This is a genomic window from Bradyrhizobium sp. NBAIM14, assembly GCF_020193895.1.
GTDB lineage: Bacteria > Pseudomonadota > Alphaproteobacteria > Rhizobiales > Xanthobacteraceae > Bradyrhizobium > Bradyrhizobium yuanmingense.
Window position 1 is genome coordinate 25,325 of record NZ_JADYVQ010000001.1, and the last position, 17,301, is coordinate 42,625.

Below are 17,301 nucleotides of genomic sequence, written 5' to 3' on the forward strand. Positions count from 1 at the left end.
CGGTGTTACTGGCCGGACGCCTTGGGCAGCAGATCCATGACCTCGCCGGACATTACCAGGCGGTTGCGGCCTGCGGCCTTGGCGGCATAGAGCGCCCGGTCGGCAGCTTCGACCAGCGCAGCGACCCCCGCGGTTCGTTCGAACGCCGGCCGGCAGGCTGCGCCGCCAAGCGAAGCGGTGACGCATCCAGCCGCCTCATTGCTGCCATGCGCGAGGCCGGCCTCGTGAATGGCGTTGCGGATCCGTTCGCCGATCCGGGCGCAGCCGGCGGCATCGATGTTCGGCAGCAGCATGGCGAATTCCTCACCGCCGTAACGCGCCGCCAGATCGCCGGCGCGCTGCGCTTCGGCCGCGATGATCTTGGCGATCAGGCGCAGGCAGGCATCGCCCGCGGGATGGCCATATTCGTCGTTGTAGGCCTTGAAGTGGTCGACATCGATCATCAGCAAAGCAAGGCTGGAGCGGTCGCGATAGGCACGCGCCCATTCCTCCTTTAGGCGCTCGTCGAAGCGGCGGCGATTGGCAAGGCCGGTGAGGCTGTCCTCGATCGCCAGCGTCTCGAGCCTGGTTTCCAGCCTCTTGTGCTCGGTGATGTCGCGGGAGATCGCGACCACGCCATCGACCTGGCCATTGTCCTTGCGCGTCACCCGCATGGTCGATTCGAGCCAGATCTCGCCGTTCTGCCGATGCGAGTTGCGGTAGGTGAGACGCGCCTCCTCCTTCTCACCGCGCTTCATCGCGTCGACGATCGCCTGGACTTCCGGCAGGTCCTCCGGATTGATACCCGCAAGAGCCGGCGTGCCGATCAGTTGATTGGGACGCCAGCCGACGATGCGGACCGACGAGGGCGAGACATAACGCAGTCGCTCATCGAGGCCGATCCGCGTCACCATGTCGCTGGAGCCTTCGGCGAGCAGGCGGAAATGCGCCTCCGTCTCGGTCAGCGCGACAGCCATGCGCTGGCCGCGCTGCAACTGCCGCACCAGCACGCCGCCGATGACTGCGATCAGCATCACCAGCGCGAACACGTAGAGCATGCGGGAGATCGCCGCCGCGCGCCACGGCGCGAGCAGCTCGTCCTTGTCGACGGTGGCGAGCAGGAGGAGCGGGAACCGACCGCTGCGATTGAAGAAGCTGACGCGTTCGACACCGTCCAGCGACGAGGTGAAATGATGGGCGCCGCTCGGCCGTTGCAGGCTCGGCTCGCGGAACAACGGCTTGTCGGCGACGCTGCGCCCGACGAATGTCTCGTTGCTGGGATTGCGCGCGACGATCAGTCCGTCGCCATGCGCCAGTGACACGGAGCTGTTGCGGCCGATCTCGAACTGCTTGTAGAAGTGCGACAGATAGTTCGAGCTGATGGTCGCGAGCACCACGCCGCCGAAGCTGCCGTCCTGCTTGCTGAAGCGGCGTGACAGGGTGACGACCCATTCGCCGTCCAGCAGGCTCTTCACGGGACGGCCGACATGGGCCTCGCGCTTCGGCGAGAGCTGGTGATGTCGGAAGAAGGCATCGTCGCTGAAGGTCGTGCCGATCGTACCGGGTGAGGTCAGCCAGTTGCCCTGATCGTCGATGATGGCGAGGCTGTGAATGCGCGCGATCGCCTTCTTGCGCACATCCAGCAAGGTACGCAGCTTCGCGATCGTGACCGGTGCGGTGCCGTCCATCTCCAACCGGCTGACCACGCCGACGACACCGGAATCCAGGAGATCGAGGCTGTCTTCGGCATGCTGGGTCAGCGAACGGGCCACGTTCGCCATCTCCATCTCGGCGGCCTTGAGCACCGCATCGCGTGCCGTCCATTCACGCCAACCGCTGACGCCGAGGATCGTCGCGCAGGTCAGCGCCACGAAGGCCGCCGCGCGCAGCGGCAGGCGGCTCCATCCGGCTCGTTGGGTAGCGCTCATGTGGCAGGGTTCTCCGATCGTTCGGAAACCTCTGCCGCTTCTGTTATTTAATTCTGAAATCGCTACCGGACTACGCGGCGGTTTCCGCCCTTTCCAGTAGTCTTACGGACGCGGCGATCGGTGCATCGCTAACAAGATATTAGCGGGCCGATCGGAATCCGGCGCCCGCCGCCGCTAGCTGAAGATGGCCTTGACCTTGGCCCAGAGCGAAGGATGCTCGGCATCGGCGTCGGCCTTCGAGGGCGTCGGCTGCGCCACGCTCACGGGATCGGACGCTGGGAACGTGTCCCTCAGCCCGTCGTCGAGCTTGGACTGCCGATCGGCAGCGAGCGCCTCGCGCAGGTCTTCGGCGTGCTTGTCGTGCGGCGCGGGATTGAATGTCTCAGCCATGATCTCCTCCATTGGCTGGTCAACGCGGCCCGATCATCCAGGTTCCCCTGTTCCGCTGCGGGCCGCGGCGGTGTATCAGGAAGCACAACCTGCTTCAGGACCATTCGTGCCCCAGTCTTCGACGAAACCCTTCATCGACGTCCTCTCCGGCCAGCACCAAGCTGTCCCGCCCATGTGGATGATGCGCCAGGCCGGGCGCTACCTGCCGGAATATCGCGAGGTGCGCGCCAAGGCGGGCGGCTTCCTCGACCTCTGCTTCAACCCGGAGCTTGCCGCCGAGGTGACGCTGCAGCCGATCCGAAGGTTCGGTTTCGATGCGGCGATCATCTTTTCCGACATCCTGGTGATCCCCTATGCGCTCGGACGTTCGGTGCGGTTCGAGGTCGGCGAGGGCCCGCGGCTCGAGCCGCTGGACGATCCGGCCAAGGTGGCGACGCTGGCGCCGCGCGCCGATTTCGGCAAGCTCGAGCCGGTGTTCGACGCGTTGAAGATCGTGCGCGGCGCGCTCGATCCCAGGACCGCGCTGATCGGCTTCTGCGGCGCACCGTGGACGGTGGCGACCTACATGGTCGCAGGCCACGGCACGCCGGACCAGGCGCCGGCCCGGATGATGGCGTACCGGCATCCGGAAGCTTTTTCGCAGATCATCGACGTCCTGGTCGAGAACTCTATTCAGTATCTGCTGGCACAGCTCGACGCCGGGGCCGACGCGTTGCAGATCTTCGACACCTGGGCCGGCGTGCTGCCGCCGACCGAGTTCGCGCGCTGGTCGGTCGAGCCGACGCGGCGCATCGTCGAGGGCGTAAGGGCCAAGGTGCCGGACGCGAAGATCATCGGCTTCCCGCGCGGCGCGGGAGCGCAACTGCCCGGCTATGTCGAAGCGACCGGCGTCAATGCCGTCAGCATCGACTGGACCGCGGAGCCCGCCTTCATCCGCGAGCGGGTGCAGAGCAAGGTCGCGGTGCAGGGCAACCTCGATCCACTGGTGCTGATCACGGGCGGCGCCGCGCTCGATGGCGCGGTCGACAACGTGCTGGCCAATTTTGCTGCCGGGCGGCTGATCTTCAACCTCGGCCACGGCATCCAGCCGGAGACGCCGATCGCCCATGTCGAGCAGATGATCCGGCGCGTGCGGGGGTGAGGGCCGTCTATCCACGTCGTCATGGCCGGGCTTGTCCCGGCCATGCACGCCTTGCCATGCGACGCGAAGAACGTGGATGCCCGGGACAAGCCCGGGCATGACGAGCCGTTGTGATCGGGTCTTGCAAAAAGTGCGAAAAACAACCCCATGCACAGTAGGCAAGTCGTTGAAAATATTAGGCGGGCATGACTCGCCCGTGCGTTTTGACTTGTCGGGCAAAACAGGTGCAAAATGACATCATCAGAGATCGTGATTTCGGCATGCTTACCGCGGCCGGCTGCGCTCGATGATCTCCGCCGCACCCTTCGTCAGCAGGTCCAATCCCACCGCGCGGCCGAGCTCGCGCGGACGGTTGGCCGGCCCCGTATGCGAGGCTTCGATGATGGTGTTGCCGGAGAGATCGAGCACCGAGGCGGTGAGCGACATCCGATCGCCCGTGATGGTCGAGAAGCCCGCTACCGGTGAATTGCAGTGGCCGTTGAGCACCCACAGCACCTCGCGCTCGGCGTCGGCGGAGGCGTGCGCAGCGGCGTCGTCGATCGACGACAGGATCTGTCGCGTCTGCCAATCCTGCGCGGCGCATTCGACCGCGACGATGCCCTGCCCTGCCGCGGGCAACATCTCCACTGCTGTGAATTCGTAGGCGATGCGATGGGACAGGCCGACGCGATCGAGGCCCGAGCGCGCCATGATCAGCGCATCCGCGGGCCCCACAGCGCCGCCATCCGGCAGGCGCTGTTTCTCGCCATTGTCGAGCTTGCGCACACGCGTGTCGGCGGCGCCGCGGAAGTGAATCACCTCGACATCAGGGAACAGCCGCCGCGCATAGGCTGCACGGCGCACCGCGTTGGTGCCGATCTTGAAACCCTTGCCGCGGGACTGCCGCAGCGCCTCCAGCGTCACACCCTCGCGCAGCACCAGCGCATCACCAGGCGGATCGCGCGACAGCGTGGCACCGATGACGAGGCCGGGCGTGTCCTCGTTACCAGGCATGTCCTTTAACGAATGCATCGCCGCCTGGAGCTCACCCGACAGCACGGCGGCACGGATCTGCGCCACGAAGGCGCCGCCTTTGCCGCCATGCGGCAGCAGCTTGCTGGTCTGGTCGAGATCGCCCGTGGTATCGAATTTGACGATCTCGACGTCGAGACCGGGCACCGCGGCGGTCAGGCGGCGCGCAATCTCTTCCGTCTGTGCCAGCGCCATGGCGCTCTTGCGTGTGCCGATCTTCAGTCGCGTAGCCAAGTCCAAATCCTTTCAAAGCGCGAAACTAACGCGCATCCTCCAATATCATGTCGGAGGCCTTTTCGGCGATCATGATGATCGGCGCATTGGTGTTCCCTGACACCAGATCGGGCATGACCGAGCCGTCGACGACACGCAAGGCTTCGAGTCCCCTCACCTTCAGCCGCTGATCGACCACCGCGAGCGCGTCATTGCCCATACGACAGGTCGAGGTCGGATGATAGATGGTGCTGCCGCGTTCGCGGCAGTAATCCAGGATCTCGGCATCCGAAGATACTTTCGCGCCGGGGTCGTACTCGCTGACCACGAACGGTTTCAGCGCCGGAGCGTTCAGGATCTTGCGCAAGATCTTGATGCCCTCGACGTTGGTGGTGCGATCGGTCTCGGTCGACATGTAGTTGATGCGGATTTCCGGCGGCACGGCCGGGTCGGCACTCTTGATGCGGAGGGAACCGCGACTTTCAGGACGGAGCTGGCAAACCGAAGCGGTGAAGCCGGAGAAATCGTGCAGCTTCTCGCCCATCTTGTCGGTCGAGAACGGCAGGAAATGAACCTGGATGTCGGGCGAGGCGAGGCGCGGACTGGTCTTGAAGAAGGCGCCCGCCGTGCCGGCTGCGATCGTCAGCCATCCCTTGCGAAACAGCGCATAGCGTGCGCCGGCCATGGTGCGGCGAAGCGGATGATTGATGGTGTCGTTGAGCGTGATCTTCTGCGAGCAGCGCATGACGATGCGGACCTGCATGTGATCCTGCAGATCATGCCCCACGCCGGCAGCATCGAGCACCACCTCGATGCCATGCTTGCGCAGGAGATCGCCGGGCCCGACGCCGGAGAGCTGAAGCAGCTGCGGCGAGTTGTAGGCGCCGCTCGACACGACGACTTCCCGCCGCGCGCGGGCGCGGCGCAAGGTGGCGCCTTGCCGGTATTCGACGCCTGCGGCTCGGCGCCCTTCGAACAGGATGCGCTGAGCGTGGGCGGAGGTCTCGATCTTCAGATTGCTGCGCGCCTTCGCGGGCCCGAGATAGGCCACCGACGTCGAGGCGCGCCGGCCGTTGCGCGTCGTGGTCTGAAACAGGCCGACCCCTTCTTGGGTCGCGCCGTTGAAATCAGGATTGTAGGGCAGACCGCTCTCGACGGCAGCGTCGATGAAGGCCTTCGACAGCGGATCGGTCACGATCATGTTGGACACCGGCAGCGGCCCGCCCGTGCCGTGATACTGGTCGGCGCCGCGCGACTGGTTCTCGGCCTTCTTGAAATAGGGCAGCACGTCGTCATAGCCCCAGCCGGTGTTGCCGAGCTGGCGCCAGCGGTCGTAGTCCTCGTGCTGGCCGCGGACATAGAGCAGGCCGTTGATCGAGCTCGATCCGCCCAGCGTCTTGCCGCGCGGCTGGAACACCTGGCGACCCTTCAGCTCCGGCTCCGGCTCGGTCTGGTACATCCAGTTGACGCTCTTCTCCTTGAACAGCTTGCCGTAGCCGAGCGGGACGTGGATCCAGATGTTGGAATCCTTCGGGCCGGCCTCGAGTAGAAGCACGCTGTGCTTGCCGTTCGCCGAGAGCCTGTTGGCGAGCACGCAGCCGGCGGAGCCGGCGCCGACGATGATGTAGTCGAATTCGGGATCGGTGGGTGCGAGAGAGGAAGTTGCGTTCATGCGCTACTGTTCTTCTTGTTAGAGCGGGCGTTTCGAGTTTGTGAGTAGCACACTCAGGCCTTGACGCGCAGCGCCTCGACCAGCGACTTGAACGCACGGGCATATTCCGCGCCGGCCTTGGCGATATCGGCGCGGCCGGCGCAGGCGACCGCGGCCTCCGTCACCGCGCCGAGCAGCAGCCGCGCCAGCGGCTCGACCGGCTGCCGCGCGATCAGGCCGGCCTCCATCGCGGCGGAGAGCGCACGCGGCATCTTGCCGCCAAAGTGCTGCGCGTCGATCTCGCGCCAGCGCTCCCAGCCGAGCACGGCGGGGCCGTCACGCAGAATGATCTGGCCGGTCGGCCCCTTCGCGGTCGCGGCAAAGTAATGCTGGGTGCCGGCGACCATGGCGGCGAGCACGTCCTTCTCGGCGCGTGCCGTGCGGTCGATCTCGGCAACGAGGTCGCGCGACACCTGGTCGAACACAGCCTCAAACACCGCCTCCTTGGTCTTGAAGTGATGATAGACCGCGCCTTTGGCCACCGAAGCGCCTTCGGCAATGTCGTCCATAGTGGTCGCGGCAAAGCCTTGCGTCCCGAACAGGCGCCGCGCCGCCGTCAGGATCGCCTCCGATGTCGCCGCCCGCCGCTCCGCCTGTTTGGCCATAAGCTCTCGTCTAGTCGAATTCGCGAGAGCCGGCCAGTTGACTTTTCGACTATCGGTCGGTAATTACCGACTATCAGTCGGTTTTAAATTGTGAGGTCGCCATGCCGAGCCGTGAGATCGTCGAAGCCTTTGCGAAGCGGCTGGAGGATGGCGACTTCGTCGGCGCGATCCTCGACTACTACACCGCTGATACCGCGACCTATGAGAATCTCGCCGCGCCGGTGGTCGGGCGCGACAAGCTCGCGGATAAGGAGCGCGGCGTGCTGGCCGCGTTCAAGGAGGTCACTGCCGTGCGCCTCGGCCCGAGCCTGATCGATGGCGACGTCGTCGCCAGCCGCTGGAAGTTCTCCTTCACCGACGCCGAGGGCGCGACGCGGACGCTGGAGGAGATCGCGTGGCAGACCTGGCGAGGCAATGAGATCATCGAGGAGCGCTTCTTCTACGATCCGAAGCAGCTCGGACGCTGAGCGGGATTACCCTATCGGTACAGCATGACCACGGCCAGACCGACGAGAGGCGCAAGAAACTGAACGGCCTGCCACCGAGAGCCATCGATCGACCAGCGTCCGTAGAAGACGGTGCCGCCGCGTTGGGGCGGCGATGCCGGTTGATCCCGAAATGTCTTCCACCGCGCCTCGGCAGGCCTGAGAAAATCTTCCGGCTTGACCGCCATGTCGGCGCTGCTCAGCACCACCTGCATCGTTTCGCCTTTCGGCTGGAACATGGCCTCGGCCCCGGGTGGCGCGAGGAAGCCCAGCTTCGGGGCGATATGCTGCTCATAGAAGTTTTGACCGACCGTGACGGCCGCAGCGTATGGACTGACATACGGCACCCCCGAGATGCCGGGAACGACCAGATGGCCCACCCCGCGCACCTCCTGCCAGGGAATGAAGAGACCCTTGAGCCATGGCCTGTGAAAGTGGATGCCCGCGGAAGACATGGAGACGACCGCCCGATCCGCGTAGAAGTGCCGGTAAGCTGAAAACGCGATCCATCCGAAACCCAGATAGAGCAACATCCAGCCGAAAACGTTCAGCGATGGGTTCACGAGATGAGTCCAATAGTGACTGCGCATCGTGCCGACATAGCTGGAGCCGCCGGTCGACCCGCTGACCATCAGGCTGATCCCACCGATGAGGGCAGAGACGATGATCAGGACCAGGAGGCCGATAAATAATTCGAGAAGCAATGGCAGGCCGGACCGCCCGATCAGGCTCGTCAGTGCATAGCCTGCGAACGCCAGAGCCAGCAGAGCCAGATAGACGAGGGCCAAAACGGCTCCATTCTGGCCACGGCTCTCGGCGTGAACCGCGATCGCAAGGCCGGCGACGCAAGCCCACAGGGCCCAGGGGACCCGGTCCATCCGCCATTTGTCCATCGTGTATTCGACCGTTGCCGACACATCGGCTGAAGGCTCGCTCATGGACAGGCCCTCGGAATTTCGAACGCATCCGGTGCCGACGCGGCGCACGGTGACCTGCCGGTCCACGAAACGTATCACGCGATCGAGGGGGCGTCTCGATCCGCTGACGAGAAGAAAACATCAGCGCAGATTCCGGTGTTGAGGTCCGGATAGGAGGCTGATGATCCCCGGAGCTTGGGCTTGTCATTTAATGACTGATCGGTCTATATATCGGCATGAGGCAAAATACTGCAACGCCGATGCCCCGTGGCCGGCCGCGAAGTTTCGACGTGGACGCCGCCGTCGAACGCGCGATGGATGTGTTCTGGTCGCGCGGCTATCACGCCACGGCGCTGCCCGATCTCCTGCGCGCGACCAGGCTGTCGCGGGGCAGCCTCTACGCCGCTTTCGGTGACAAGCATTCGCTGTTCTTGCGGGCGCTCGATCGTTACATTGCGGATGCCTTGGCGCGGATGGATGTCGAATTCGACCCCCGACACGATCCGGTCGAGGGTCTGCAGGCCTACCTCGCCGGTTACGTCGAGCGCACCAGCGGGAGCAACGGTCGGCGTGGATGCCTCCTGGTGGCCACGGCCATGGAATTGGCTGGCGGGGATGCCGACGTCGGTCGACGCGTTGCGGGCTTCTTCAAGGCGATGGAGGCCAAAGTGACCGATGCACTGTCCCGCGCGAAAGCGGCGGGCAGGTTGGCCGATGGTGTTGAGCCCGCAACGGCCGCCCGGGTTCTCGTCTGTTTCGTTGAAGGCCTGCGCGTGGTCGGCAAGACGGCACCGGCACGGACCACATCGCAAGCGGCCGTCGACGCTCTCATCGGTCGTTTCGTCAGGTAAGCAACCCCGTGACGCCTCCGCTGATGGTGGGCCCATATTTGGACTGATCGGTCTTTAAAAAGGACATCCGCCATGTCTGCCATCCAGATCGTCTGCGCGATCGCCGTTCCCCTGATCTGGGGTTATCAGTTCGTGGCCATCAAAGTGGGCGTTGCGGAGTTTCCACCGCTCTTCTTCCTCGCACTGCGCTTTCTGGCCATTGCGCTGCTGCTTGTTCCGTTCGTGGACAGGCCCACGCGTCAACAGCTCGGCCCTGTCGCAGCCATTTCGCTCTTCCTTGGTGGACTGAATTTCGGGCTGTTCTACGTTGGCCTTGGGCTCGGCTCGGGAAGCATGTCGGCCGTCGCATACCAACTCGCCACGCCCTTCACCGTCCTGCTCGCATGGCCGCTGCTCGCGGAGAGACCGTCACTCGCCACCTGCGCCGGAGTGATGCTTGCTTTCGTCGGCGTGACCGTGTTGGCAGCGGAGCCTGACCAGTCCGCCAACCCGCTTCCGCTGCTGCTTGTAGTCGGAGCAGCTTTCGCCTTCGCGGTGTCCAACGTCTTGACGAAGCGTTATGGCCCCTTCGATCCCTTGATGTTGATGGGGTGGTCCTCGCTGCTCACGGTACCGCAGGTCATGTTGATGTCGCTGCTCCTTGAACATGGACAAGCGGCGAGCCTTGTGACGGCGGGCGAACTTGGCTGGCTGGCGCTCGCCTACACGATCTTCGCCGGGGGAATTGTCGGGTTTGGCCTCTGGTTCTGGCTGATCGCCCGTTGCTCGATGGTGCGCGTCGCGCCCTTCGGTCTGCTACTTCCGGTGTTTGCCTTGCTTTCGAGCGTACTGTTTCTCGGCGACCGGCTTACGCCCAAGCTGATCGTCGGCGGACTGCTCGCGATCTCCGGGGTCGCCATCACCCAGCTGAGACCGCGCCCCCGCCCCGTTTGATGTCCGGCCTGTCGGGCATTTGTATCGATTTGTTATCGATACTGCGTGAAGAGCACGCAGTAGTGGTCGCGGCCGGCGCGGCAAGCGGGGATAATTCATAGTTCGTCAAAGGTTTACGGCGAATTCTCCGGATCGAGCCGAAAAGAACGGCCCGTGCTGCTAGGCTATTGAATGCGGACTCAAACGACCAGCTATGTCGCCCGGCTGTTCGCCGGCGATCTGTCGGCCTTTGGCGGCCCCGCAACGGACGAGGCCGTGGCCGGGCATATCCGCGCCGAGCAGATGTCGCTGGTGCTCGGCTATTCGGTCGGCATCATGCTGGCCAATGCCTGCAACGCCATCGTGCTCGCCATCGCGCTGTGGCAGTCGCCGGACAGGATGCCCGCCCTGATCTGGGCGGCGGCTGTCGCCGCCGCCGCGATCGGATTTGGCCTGCAATCCCACGTCGCGCGCCGCATCACCAAGCCGCAATTCGTCTCGCGTCGCGCGATGTACCGGCTGGTGCGCAACGCCTTCATCCTCGGCGCCGCCTGGGGCATCGTCCCGGTCGCCTTCTTCGCCGACGCTTCCAGCGGCGGCCAGCTCGTCATTACCTGCCTGTGCGCGGGCATGCTGGCCGGCGGCGCGCTCGCCTTCGCCACCATTCCGATCGCGGCGATCGCCTTCACGGCGCCGATCTTCCTCGGCATCGCCATCTGCCTCGGCCAGAACGGCGATCTCGCCTTTCTCCTCATCGCCTTTCTCGTCGTGGTCTACGGCAGCGTCCTTTTGCGCGGCGTGTTCGTCAATTCGTTCTCGTTCGCCCGGCGCATGATGCGGCAGATCGAGGCCGAGCGCACGGTGCGGCTCGATCCCCTGACCCACCTGCCCAACCGCGTCGCCTTCAACGAAACGCTCGATGCCGCGCTCAAGCGGCTGGCGCTATCGGGCGAGGAATTCGCGGTGCTCCTGCTCGATCTCGACCGCTTCAAGGAGGTCAACGACCAGTTCGGCCATCCCGCCGGCGACGAATTCCTGGTCCAGGTCGCCAGCCGCCTGCAACGCTGCACGCGCGCCGCCGAGCACGTCGCGCGGATCGGCGGCGACGAGTTCGCGCTGGTGATGGCCAATCTGACACGGCCCGAGGATGCGCTCGAGATCGCCGAACGCTTCGTCGCGGCCTTCAGCGAGCCGTTCCAGATCGAGGGTCGCCAGATCGTCGGCGCGACGAGCGTCGGCATCGTGCTGGCGCCACGCGACGGCAACACACCGCTCGACCTCATGAAGAATGCCGACGCCGCGCTCTACCGCGCCAAGAAGGCGGGGCCGGGCAAGGTCTGCTTCTTCGAACAGGCCGACGACAGGTCCTCCCGCGAGCGCAAGGCGCTGCAAGCGGACCTCGCAGGCGCGATTGCGCGCAACGAGCTGTTCCTGGTGTTCCAGCCGTTCCTCGATCTCGGCACCAACCGGATCACCGGCTTCGAGGCGCTATTGCGCTGGCAGCATCCTTCGCGGGGGCTGGTGCCGCCGAGTGAATTCATACCAGTCGCCGAGGAGACCGGGCTGATCCACGAGATCGGCGAATGGGTCATCCGCCGCGCCTGCGCGACGCTGGCGGACTGGCCCGAAGACATCAGGGTTGCCGTGAATTTCTCGGCCGCGCAATTTCACAACACGGCCATCCTCCAGACCATCGTGCAGGCGCTCGCCGACGCCAGGATCGCCCCGCATCGGCTCGAGATCGAGATCACGGAATCGATGCTGCTGGCGAAGTACGGTCCGGCCGCGACGGTCCTGAACGCGCTGCTGGAGCTCGGCGTCACCCTCGCGCTCGACGATTTTGGCACCGGCTTCTCCTCGCTGACCTACCTGCGCAAACTGCCGTTCAGCCGCATCAAGATCGACCAGTCCTTCATCCGCGACATGCTGGTGCAGCCGGACTGCGCGGCCATCGTGAAATCGGTGATCTCGCTTGCGCGCGATTTGCGGATCGGCGTCGTGGCGGAGGGGGTCGAGAGCGCCGACCAGCTCGAATATCTCAGGCAGATCACTTGCGACGAGGTGCAGGGCTATCTGATCAGCCGGCCGGTGGCCGCGGACGGGGTGATGGCGCTGCTGGAGACGAAGAAGTACCGGGCGATTTACGCGGCGTAGGGCTCTACCGATTGGTCCTTCGTAGCCCGGATGGAGCGGAGCGCAATCCGGGACGAGTGTGCGCCGGAGCAACACCGCCCCGGATTTCGCTCCGCTCCATCCGGGCTACAGGGATTCCCCCAGAGGAGAGAACCCTCACCCGCGCCTTCGGCGCGACCTCTCCCGCAAGCGGGAGAGGTGGAGCCCGCGGCGCCGTCTACTTGCTCCTAGGAGAGTCCCGCTCCGGCCTCCTTCAAACCGCATCCGCGCGCAGCAACGTATCCACCGTGATCGTGCCGCGGGCGCGGGAGACGCAGGTGCAGATCTTGTGGTTGCTCTTCTTCTCGTGGTCGCTGAAGAAGACGTCGCGATGGTCGATCTCGCCGTCGACATTGACCACGTCGATGGCACAGAGGCCGCATTCGCCGCGCTTGCAATCGGATATCACCTCAAAGCCGCTGGCATTGAGCACGTCGAGCATCGAGCGCTCGCGCGGGATCTCGAGCTCGACACCGGAGTCTTTCAGGCGCACCCTGAACGTTTCGGTGGGCAGCGTGCCGCTGGAGCCGAACGTCTCGTAGCGAAGATCGGGGAGCGGATGGCCGGCGCCGATCCAGGCATGGCGTGCGGCGTCGAGCATGCGCATCGGGCCGCAGAACAGCGCTAGCGTGCCTTGCGGCAATGAGGCGAACAGCGCGTCCATATCGAGCCGGCTGCCTTCCTCGCTGGCATGAACGACGAGGCGATCGCCAAGCATCGCGGCGAGATCGTCGAGATAGGCGGCCTCGCGGCGCGAGCGTACGGCATAATGCAGCGTGACATCCGCCCCGCGCCGCGCCAGCGCCTGCGCGGCGCCGAGGATCGGGGTGATGCCGATGCCGCCGGCAATCAGGCAATAATTCTCGCGAGTCCAGTCCACCGCGAGCAGCGAGGCGGGCTGGGTGATGTCGAGCCGCGCGCCCGGCTGCAAGGACCACATGTAGCGGGAGCCGCCACGGGAATCCTCCGCGCGGCGCACAGCAATTCGGAGGCCGTGCGACGAGGCCTCGCCAACCAGCGAATAGGACCGCGTCTCCGGCAGGCCGTCGATGGTGACGCTGACATTGATGTGGCTGCCGACCGGATAGGCCGCGGCCTCGAACTGATCCGGCTTGATCAGGAATTCGCGGACGTTCGGGGTGAGATCGCGGGTGGCGACGAGCGTTGCCGGGGTCCAGGTCTCGATGAAGCGCATGGTGACTGCCCTCAATCGGTTGCGGTCTTGATCAGCGCGAGCGCCGGCAAGAGGTCGAGATGGGTGCGGTTGCGCAGCGCGAGCCGCAGGTTTCGCACCGCCAGCCGGGCATGCTCGCGCATGACGGCCTCGGCGCGCGCGCCTTCGCGGTTCTCGATGGCGTCGATCACGACGCGATGGTGCTCCTGGGCGATGATCAGGATCTGCTGCGCCTCCGGCAACGCCGATTGCGCCATCACGAAGCCGCTCGGCGAGGCAAACGGCAGCGCCGAGGCGCGGTCGATCTGCCGGATCAGCGGCGGGCTGCGCGACAGCTCCGTGAGCTGGGCGTGGAAGCGCGCATTCAGCGCGACGTAGGCCGAGAAAGCATCGACCGAGATCGGGACCTGCCGCAGCAGCTCGTCGATCGCAGCAAGGCACTCCTTCAGCGGCTCGAGCTCGCGCGCAGAGACGCCGCGCTCGGCGGCAAAGCGCGCCGCCAGGCCTTCCAGCGTGCCGCGCAGCTCGATGGAATCGGAGATGTCGCGCTCGGAAAACGCCTTCACCATGAAGCCGCCGGAGGGGATCGCCTCCAACAGCCCCTCCTCCTCCAGCCGCACCAGCGCCATGCGCACCGGCGTGCGCGAGGCGCCTGTGGTCTCCACCGCCTGCAGCTCGGAGATGCGCTCGCCCGGCCGCAAGGCGCCCGACAGGATCTGGTCGCGCAGCGCGAGCTGCGCCTTCACGGTCTGCGAGATGGAGCGGTCGACCTCACGCTCGGCCATGTTCTACTCCGCGGCCTGAAGGTGCTTTGGGGCGTTTTCCTTCGCCACCATCCGATCGATCAGCTTGCGCGACCACATCGCGCCGGCGTCGATGTTGAGGTTGTAGAAGATGCGATCGGGGTTTTCGTCCATCGCGCGCTGCTGCGCTTCGAGGATCAGCTCGTCCTCGCGGAAGATGCCGGAGACGCCCTCGCGGATCTCGGTGGTGAGGCGCTGCTCACTGATCCGATAATTGCGGACGAAGGACCAGAAGTAATGACAGGTCTTCTCGGTCTCCGGCGTGATGGTGTTGAGCACGAAGCCGTTGACGCCCTGCGAGCGGTCGCCTTCCGGCGCACCGGTGCCCGTCGGCGCGACGCCGACGTCGATCGCGATGGTGCACGGCGCCTCGAAGCGGATGATCTGCCAGCGGTCGACGAGGCCGGGCTTGCCGAGCTGCTTGGCCCAGAACGGCGGCGGCTCGATGCCCCGCATCCAGCGCGTCACCGTCACCGTCTTCTCGCCATGGGTGACGTCGAACGGCGCCTCGGCGACGGCATCATTGCCGATGGAGGAGCCGTGCACGAAGGTCTCGTGGGTGAGATCCATGAGATTGTCGAGCACGAGGCGGTAGTCGCAATTGACGTGGATGGTCTTGCCGTCGCCGGCCCAGGCCGGGTCGTGATTCCAGTGCATGTCGGGGACGAGCGCGGGATCGGCGAGTGCGGGATCGCCCATCCAGAGCCAGACGTAGCGGTGACGCTCGACCACGGGATAGGCGCGCACGCAGGCCGAGGGGTTGATGGTCTCCTGCGAGGGCATGAAGGTGCAGCGGCCCTGCGCGTTGTATTTCAGGCCATGATAGCCGCAGACGACGGTGTCGCCTTCGAGCCGGCCCTTGGACAGCGGCACCAGGCGATGCCAGCAGGCGTCCTCCAGCGCGGTCACCGTGCCGTCGGCCTTGCGATACATCACGACATGCTTGCCGCAGATGGTCCGCGGCAGCAGCGCCGCCTTGACGTCGGCGTCCCACGCCGCGGCGTACCAGGCGTTCATGGGGAAGGGTTTTGTCATGTCTCACTCCCACGGCTTATGAATACGTTATGTATACAATAGCTGAGGGATGGAATTGTTCAAGATGGAATAAGCTCTACCTTAATACCTTTATCCTCGTGATTGTATACATAACGGGGGAATGACCGCGTCCGGCTCCGGCTCCGCTTACCCTCCCCTGGGGAGGGTAAGACAGCGGCGACCTCTCTTACGCCGCGAACACCTTGGCTAGGCCCGCCTGGGCTTCCTCCTGGATCCGTTTCAGGTGCTCGGGGCTGCGGAAGCTTTCGGCGTAGATCTTGTAGACGTCCTCGGTGCCGGACGGCCGCGCGGCGAACCAGCCGAAATCGGTTTCGACCTTGATGCCGCCGAAGGGCTGGCTGTTGCCGGGCGCCTTGCTCAGCGTCGCACGAACCGGATCGCCAGCGAGGTCCTTGAGGCCGAGCTGCTCCGGCGTGAGGGACTTCAGGATGTTCTTCTGCGGCCCGGTGGCGGCAACGTCGATGCGCGCGTAATGCGGCATGCCGAATTCGGCGGTGAGATCATTGAAGATCTGGCTGGGATCGCGGCCGGTCTTGGCCATGATCTCGGCAGCGAGCAGGCCGAGGATGACGCCGTCCTTGTCGGTGGTCCACACCGCGCCGTCGCGGCGCAGGAACGAGGCCCCTGCACTCTCCTCGCCGCCGAAGCCGAAGCCGCCGGTGACGAGGCCGTCGACGAACCATTTGAAGCCGACCGGCGTCTCCACCAGCTTGCGGCCGAGCTTTTTGGCGACGCGGTCGATGATCGAGCTCGACACCACGGTCTTGCCGATCGCCGCATCCTTGCCCCAGTCCGGACGGTGCGCGAACAGGTAGGAGATCGCGGTCGCCAGGTAATGGTTCGGATTCATCAACCCGCCGGTGCGCGTGACGATGCCGTGACGGTCGGCGTCGGTGTCGTTGGCAAAGGCGACGTCGAAGCGGTCGCGCATGCCGATCAGGCTCGCCATCGCGTAGGGCGAGGAGCAGTCCATGCGGATCTTGCCGTCCCAGTCCACCGTCATGAAACGGAAGGTCGGGTCGATCGCCTCGTTCACGACATTGGCATTGAGGCCATAGCGCTCGATGATCGGATGCCAGTAATGCACGGCGGCGCCGCCGAGCGGATCGATGCCGATCTTGACGCCGGCGGATTTGACGAGGTCGAGATCGACGACATTGCCGAGATCGGCGACGTAAGGCGTGATGAAGTCGTAGGCGTGGACATTCGCGGCCTTGCGCGCCCTCGAATAGTCGATGCGCTTCACGTCCTCGAGCTCGCCTGCGAGATAGGCGTTGGCGCACTTCTCGACGGCAGCGGTCACGTCCGTATCGGCCGGGCCGCCATGAGGCGGATTGTACTTGTAGCCGCCGTCCTCGGGGGGATTGTGTGACGGCGTGATGACGACGCCGTCAGCAAGACCAGAGGTGCGGCCCTTGTTATAGGTGAGGATCGCATGCGAGATGACGGGCGTCGGCGTGTAGCCGCCATCCTTGTCGATCATGACCTCGACGCCGTTGGCTGCGAACACCTCGATGGCGCTGACCAACGCCGGCTCGGCCAGCGCATGGGTATCGATGCCGATGAAGAGCGGGCCGGTCAGGCCCTTCTCCTTGCGGTAATCACAAATCGCCTGCGTGGTCGCGAGGATGTGGCCTTCGTTGAAGGTGTTCTTGAACGAGGTGCCGCGATGGCCCGACGTGCCGAACGCCACGCGCTGTGCCGGATCGGACGCATCCGGCTTGCCGGCGAAATAGGCCGTCACCAGCCGCGGAATATTGGTGAGCGCGTCCGGCGAGGCCTGCTTGCCCGCCGCGGGATGAACATCAGCCACTGGAATACCCTCGTCCTGTCGTGAGTGCGGGACACCATAGCATCGGCCAAGCCCCCGCCAAGGGCACAACACGCGCGACAGGGAAGGCGTTCCTTGGAGGCGCTGCAGTCCCCATGAGCGGCCTTCGTGCTATGCTCGGC

Annotated in this window: 15 protein-coding genes; 5 read left to right on the plus strand and 10 right to left on the minus strand. The window is 65.2% G+C overall.

From position 1 onward, the window contains the following. Positions 1 to 5: 5 nt before the first annotated feature. Complete coding sequence (locus I6F28_RS00135; protein WP_036013907.1) at positions 6 to 1,907, minus strand: diguanylate cyclase; 1,902 nt, start codon at positions 1,905 to 1,907, stop codon at positions 6 to 8. Positions 1,908 to 2,081: 174 nt separating this feature from the next. After that, positions 2,082 to 2,297, minus strand: a complete 216-nt coding sequence (locus tag I6F28_RS00140; RefSeq protein WP_036013926.1) for a hypothetical protein — start codon at positions 2,295 to 2,297, stop codon at positions 2,082 to 2,084. Positions 2,298 to 2,403: 106 nt separating this feature from the next. On the opposite strand from I6F28_RS00140, the gene hemE reads away from it, so the two are divergent. Next, complete coding sequence (gene hemE / locus I6F28_RS00145; protein ID WP_225136286.1) at positions 2,404 to 3,438, plus strand: uroporphyrinogen decarboxylase; 1,035 nt, start codon at positions 2,404 to 2,406, stop codon at positions 3,436 to 3,438. A 264-nt stretch (positions 3,439 to 3,702) separates the two neighbouring features. On the opposite strand, the gene hemC is transcribed toward hemE, so the two are convergent. From hemC to I6F28_RS00160, 3 genes are read right to left on the minus strand one after another with little or no spacing between them, the layout of a single operon-like run. After that, entirely contained in the window at positions 3,703 to 4,683 is a 981-nt protein-coding gene (gene hemC, locus I6F28_RS00150; protein ID WP_225112434.1) for a hydroxymethylbilane synthase, read from the minus strand. Between the two features lie 25 nt (positions 4,684 to 4,708). Next, the gene (locus I6F28_RS00155; RefSeq protein WP_036035330.1) at positions 4,709 to 6,334 is read right to left on the minus strand and encodes a GMC family oxidoreductase; all 1,626 of its coding nucleotides are present in this window, start codon (positions 6,332 to 6,334) and stop codon (positions 4,709 to 4,711) included. 53 nt (positions 6,335 to 6,387) lie between these two features. Beyond that, on the minus strand, positions 6,388 to 6,978 hold the full coding sequence (locus I6F28_RS00160; RefSeq protein ID WP_036024750.1) for a TetR/AcrR family transcriptional regulator: 591 nt from the start codon (positions 6,976 to 6,978) through the stop codon (positions 6,388 to 6,390). Positions 6,979 to 7,079: 101 nt separating this feature from the next. Here I6F28_RS00160 and I6F28_RS00165 point away from each other — a divergent pair, with 101 nt between their 5' ends. Then, entirely contained in the window at positions 7,080 to 7,445 is a 366-nt protein-coding gene (locus tag I6F28_RS00165) for a nuclear transport factor 2 family protein (protein WP_036013913.1), read from the plus strand. Between the two features lie 11 nt (positions 7,446 to 7,456). Here I6F28_RS00165 and I6F28_RS00170 read toward each other — a convergent pair whose 3' ends face one another. Next, positions 7,457 to 8,467, minus strand: coding sequence for a hypothetical protein (locus I6F28_RS00170; protein ID WP_225112432.1), 1,011 nt, complete (start codon positions 8,465 to 8,467; stop codon positions 7,457 to 7,459). A 203-nt stretch (positions 8,468 to 8,670) separates the two neighbouring features. Between I6F28_RS00170 and I6F28_RS00175 the strand changes: the two genes are divergently transcribed. From I6F28_RS00175 to I6F28_RS00185, 3 genes are all read left to right on the plus strand, one after another. Further along, positions 8,671 to 9,231: a TetR/AcrR family transcriptional regulator gene (locus I6F28_RS00175; protein ID WP_478209821.1), complete on the plus strand. Its 561-nt coding sequence runs from the start codon at positions 8,671 to 8,673 to the stop codon at positions 9,229 to 9,231. 72 nt (positions 9,232 to 9,303) lie between these two features. Further along, on the plus strand, positions 9,304 to 10,164 hold the full coding sequence (locus I6F28_RS00180) for a DMT family transporter (protein ID WP_225138971.1): 861 nt from the start codon (positions 9,304 to 9,306) through the stop codon (positions 10,162 to 10,164). Between the two features lie 171 nt (positions 10,165 to 10,335). Continuing rightward, the gene (locus I6F28_RS00185; protein ID WP_225138972.1) at positions 10,336 to 12,297 is read left to right on the plus strand and encodes a putative bifunctional diguanylate cyclase/phosphodiesterase; all 1,962 of its coding nucleotides are present in this window, start codon (positions 10,336 to 10,338) and stop codon (positions 12,295 to 12,297) included. Positions 12,298 to 12,529: 232 nt separating this feature from the next. Here I6F28_RS00185 and I6F28_RS00190 read toward each other — a convergent pair whose 3' ends face one another. From I6F28_RS00190 to pgm, 4 genes are all read right to left on the minus strand, one after another. Next, positions 12,530 to 13,510 (minus strand): PDR/VanB family oxidoreductase, encoded by a 981-nt coding sequence (locus I6F28_RS00190; RefSeq protein WP_225138973.1) that lies wholly within the window; start codon positions 13,508 to 13,510, stop codon positions 12,530 to 12,532. A gap of 11 nt (positions 13,511 to 13,521) precedes the next feature. Then, entirely contained in the window at positions 13,522 to 14,274 is a 753-nt protein-coding gene (locus tag I6F28_RS00195; RefSeq protein ID WP_225138974.1) for a GntR family transcriptional regulator, read from the minus strand. Positions 14,275 to 14,277: 3 nt separating this feature from the next. Next, a complete protein-coding gene (locus tag I6F28_RS00200; RefSeq protein ID WP_036013919.1) occupies positions 14,278 to 15,327 on the minus strand; it encodes an aromatic ring-hydroxylating dioxygenase subunit alpha in 1,050 nt (349 codons plus the stop codon). Between the two features lie 187 nt (positions 15,328 to 15,514). Continuing rightward, complete coding sequence (gene pgm, locus I6F28_RS00205) at positions 15,515 to 17,161, minus strand: phosphoglucomutase (alpha-D-glucose-1,6-bisphosphate-dependent) (protein ID WP_225138975.1); 1,647 nt, start codon at positions 17,159 to 17,161, stop codon at positions 15,515 to 15,517. Positions 17,162 to 17,301 lie beyond the last annotated feature (140 nt).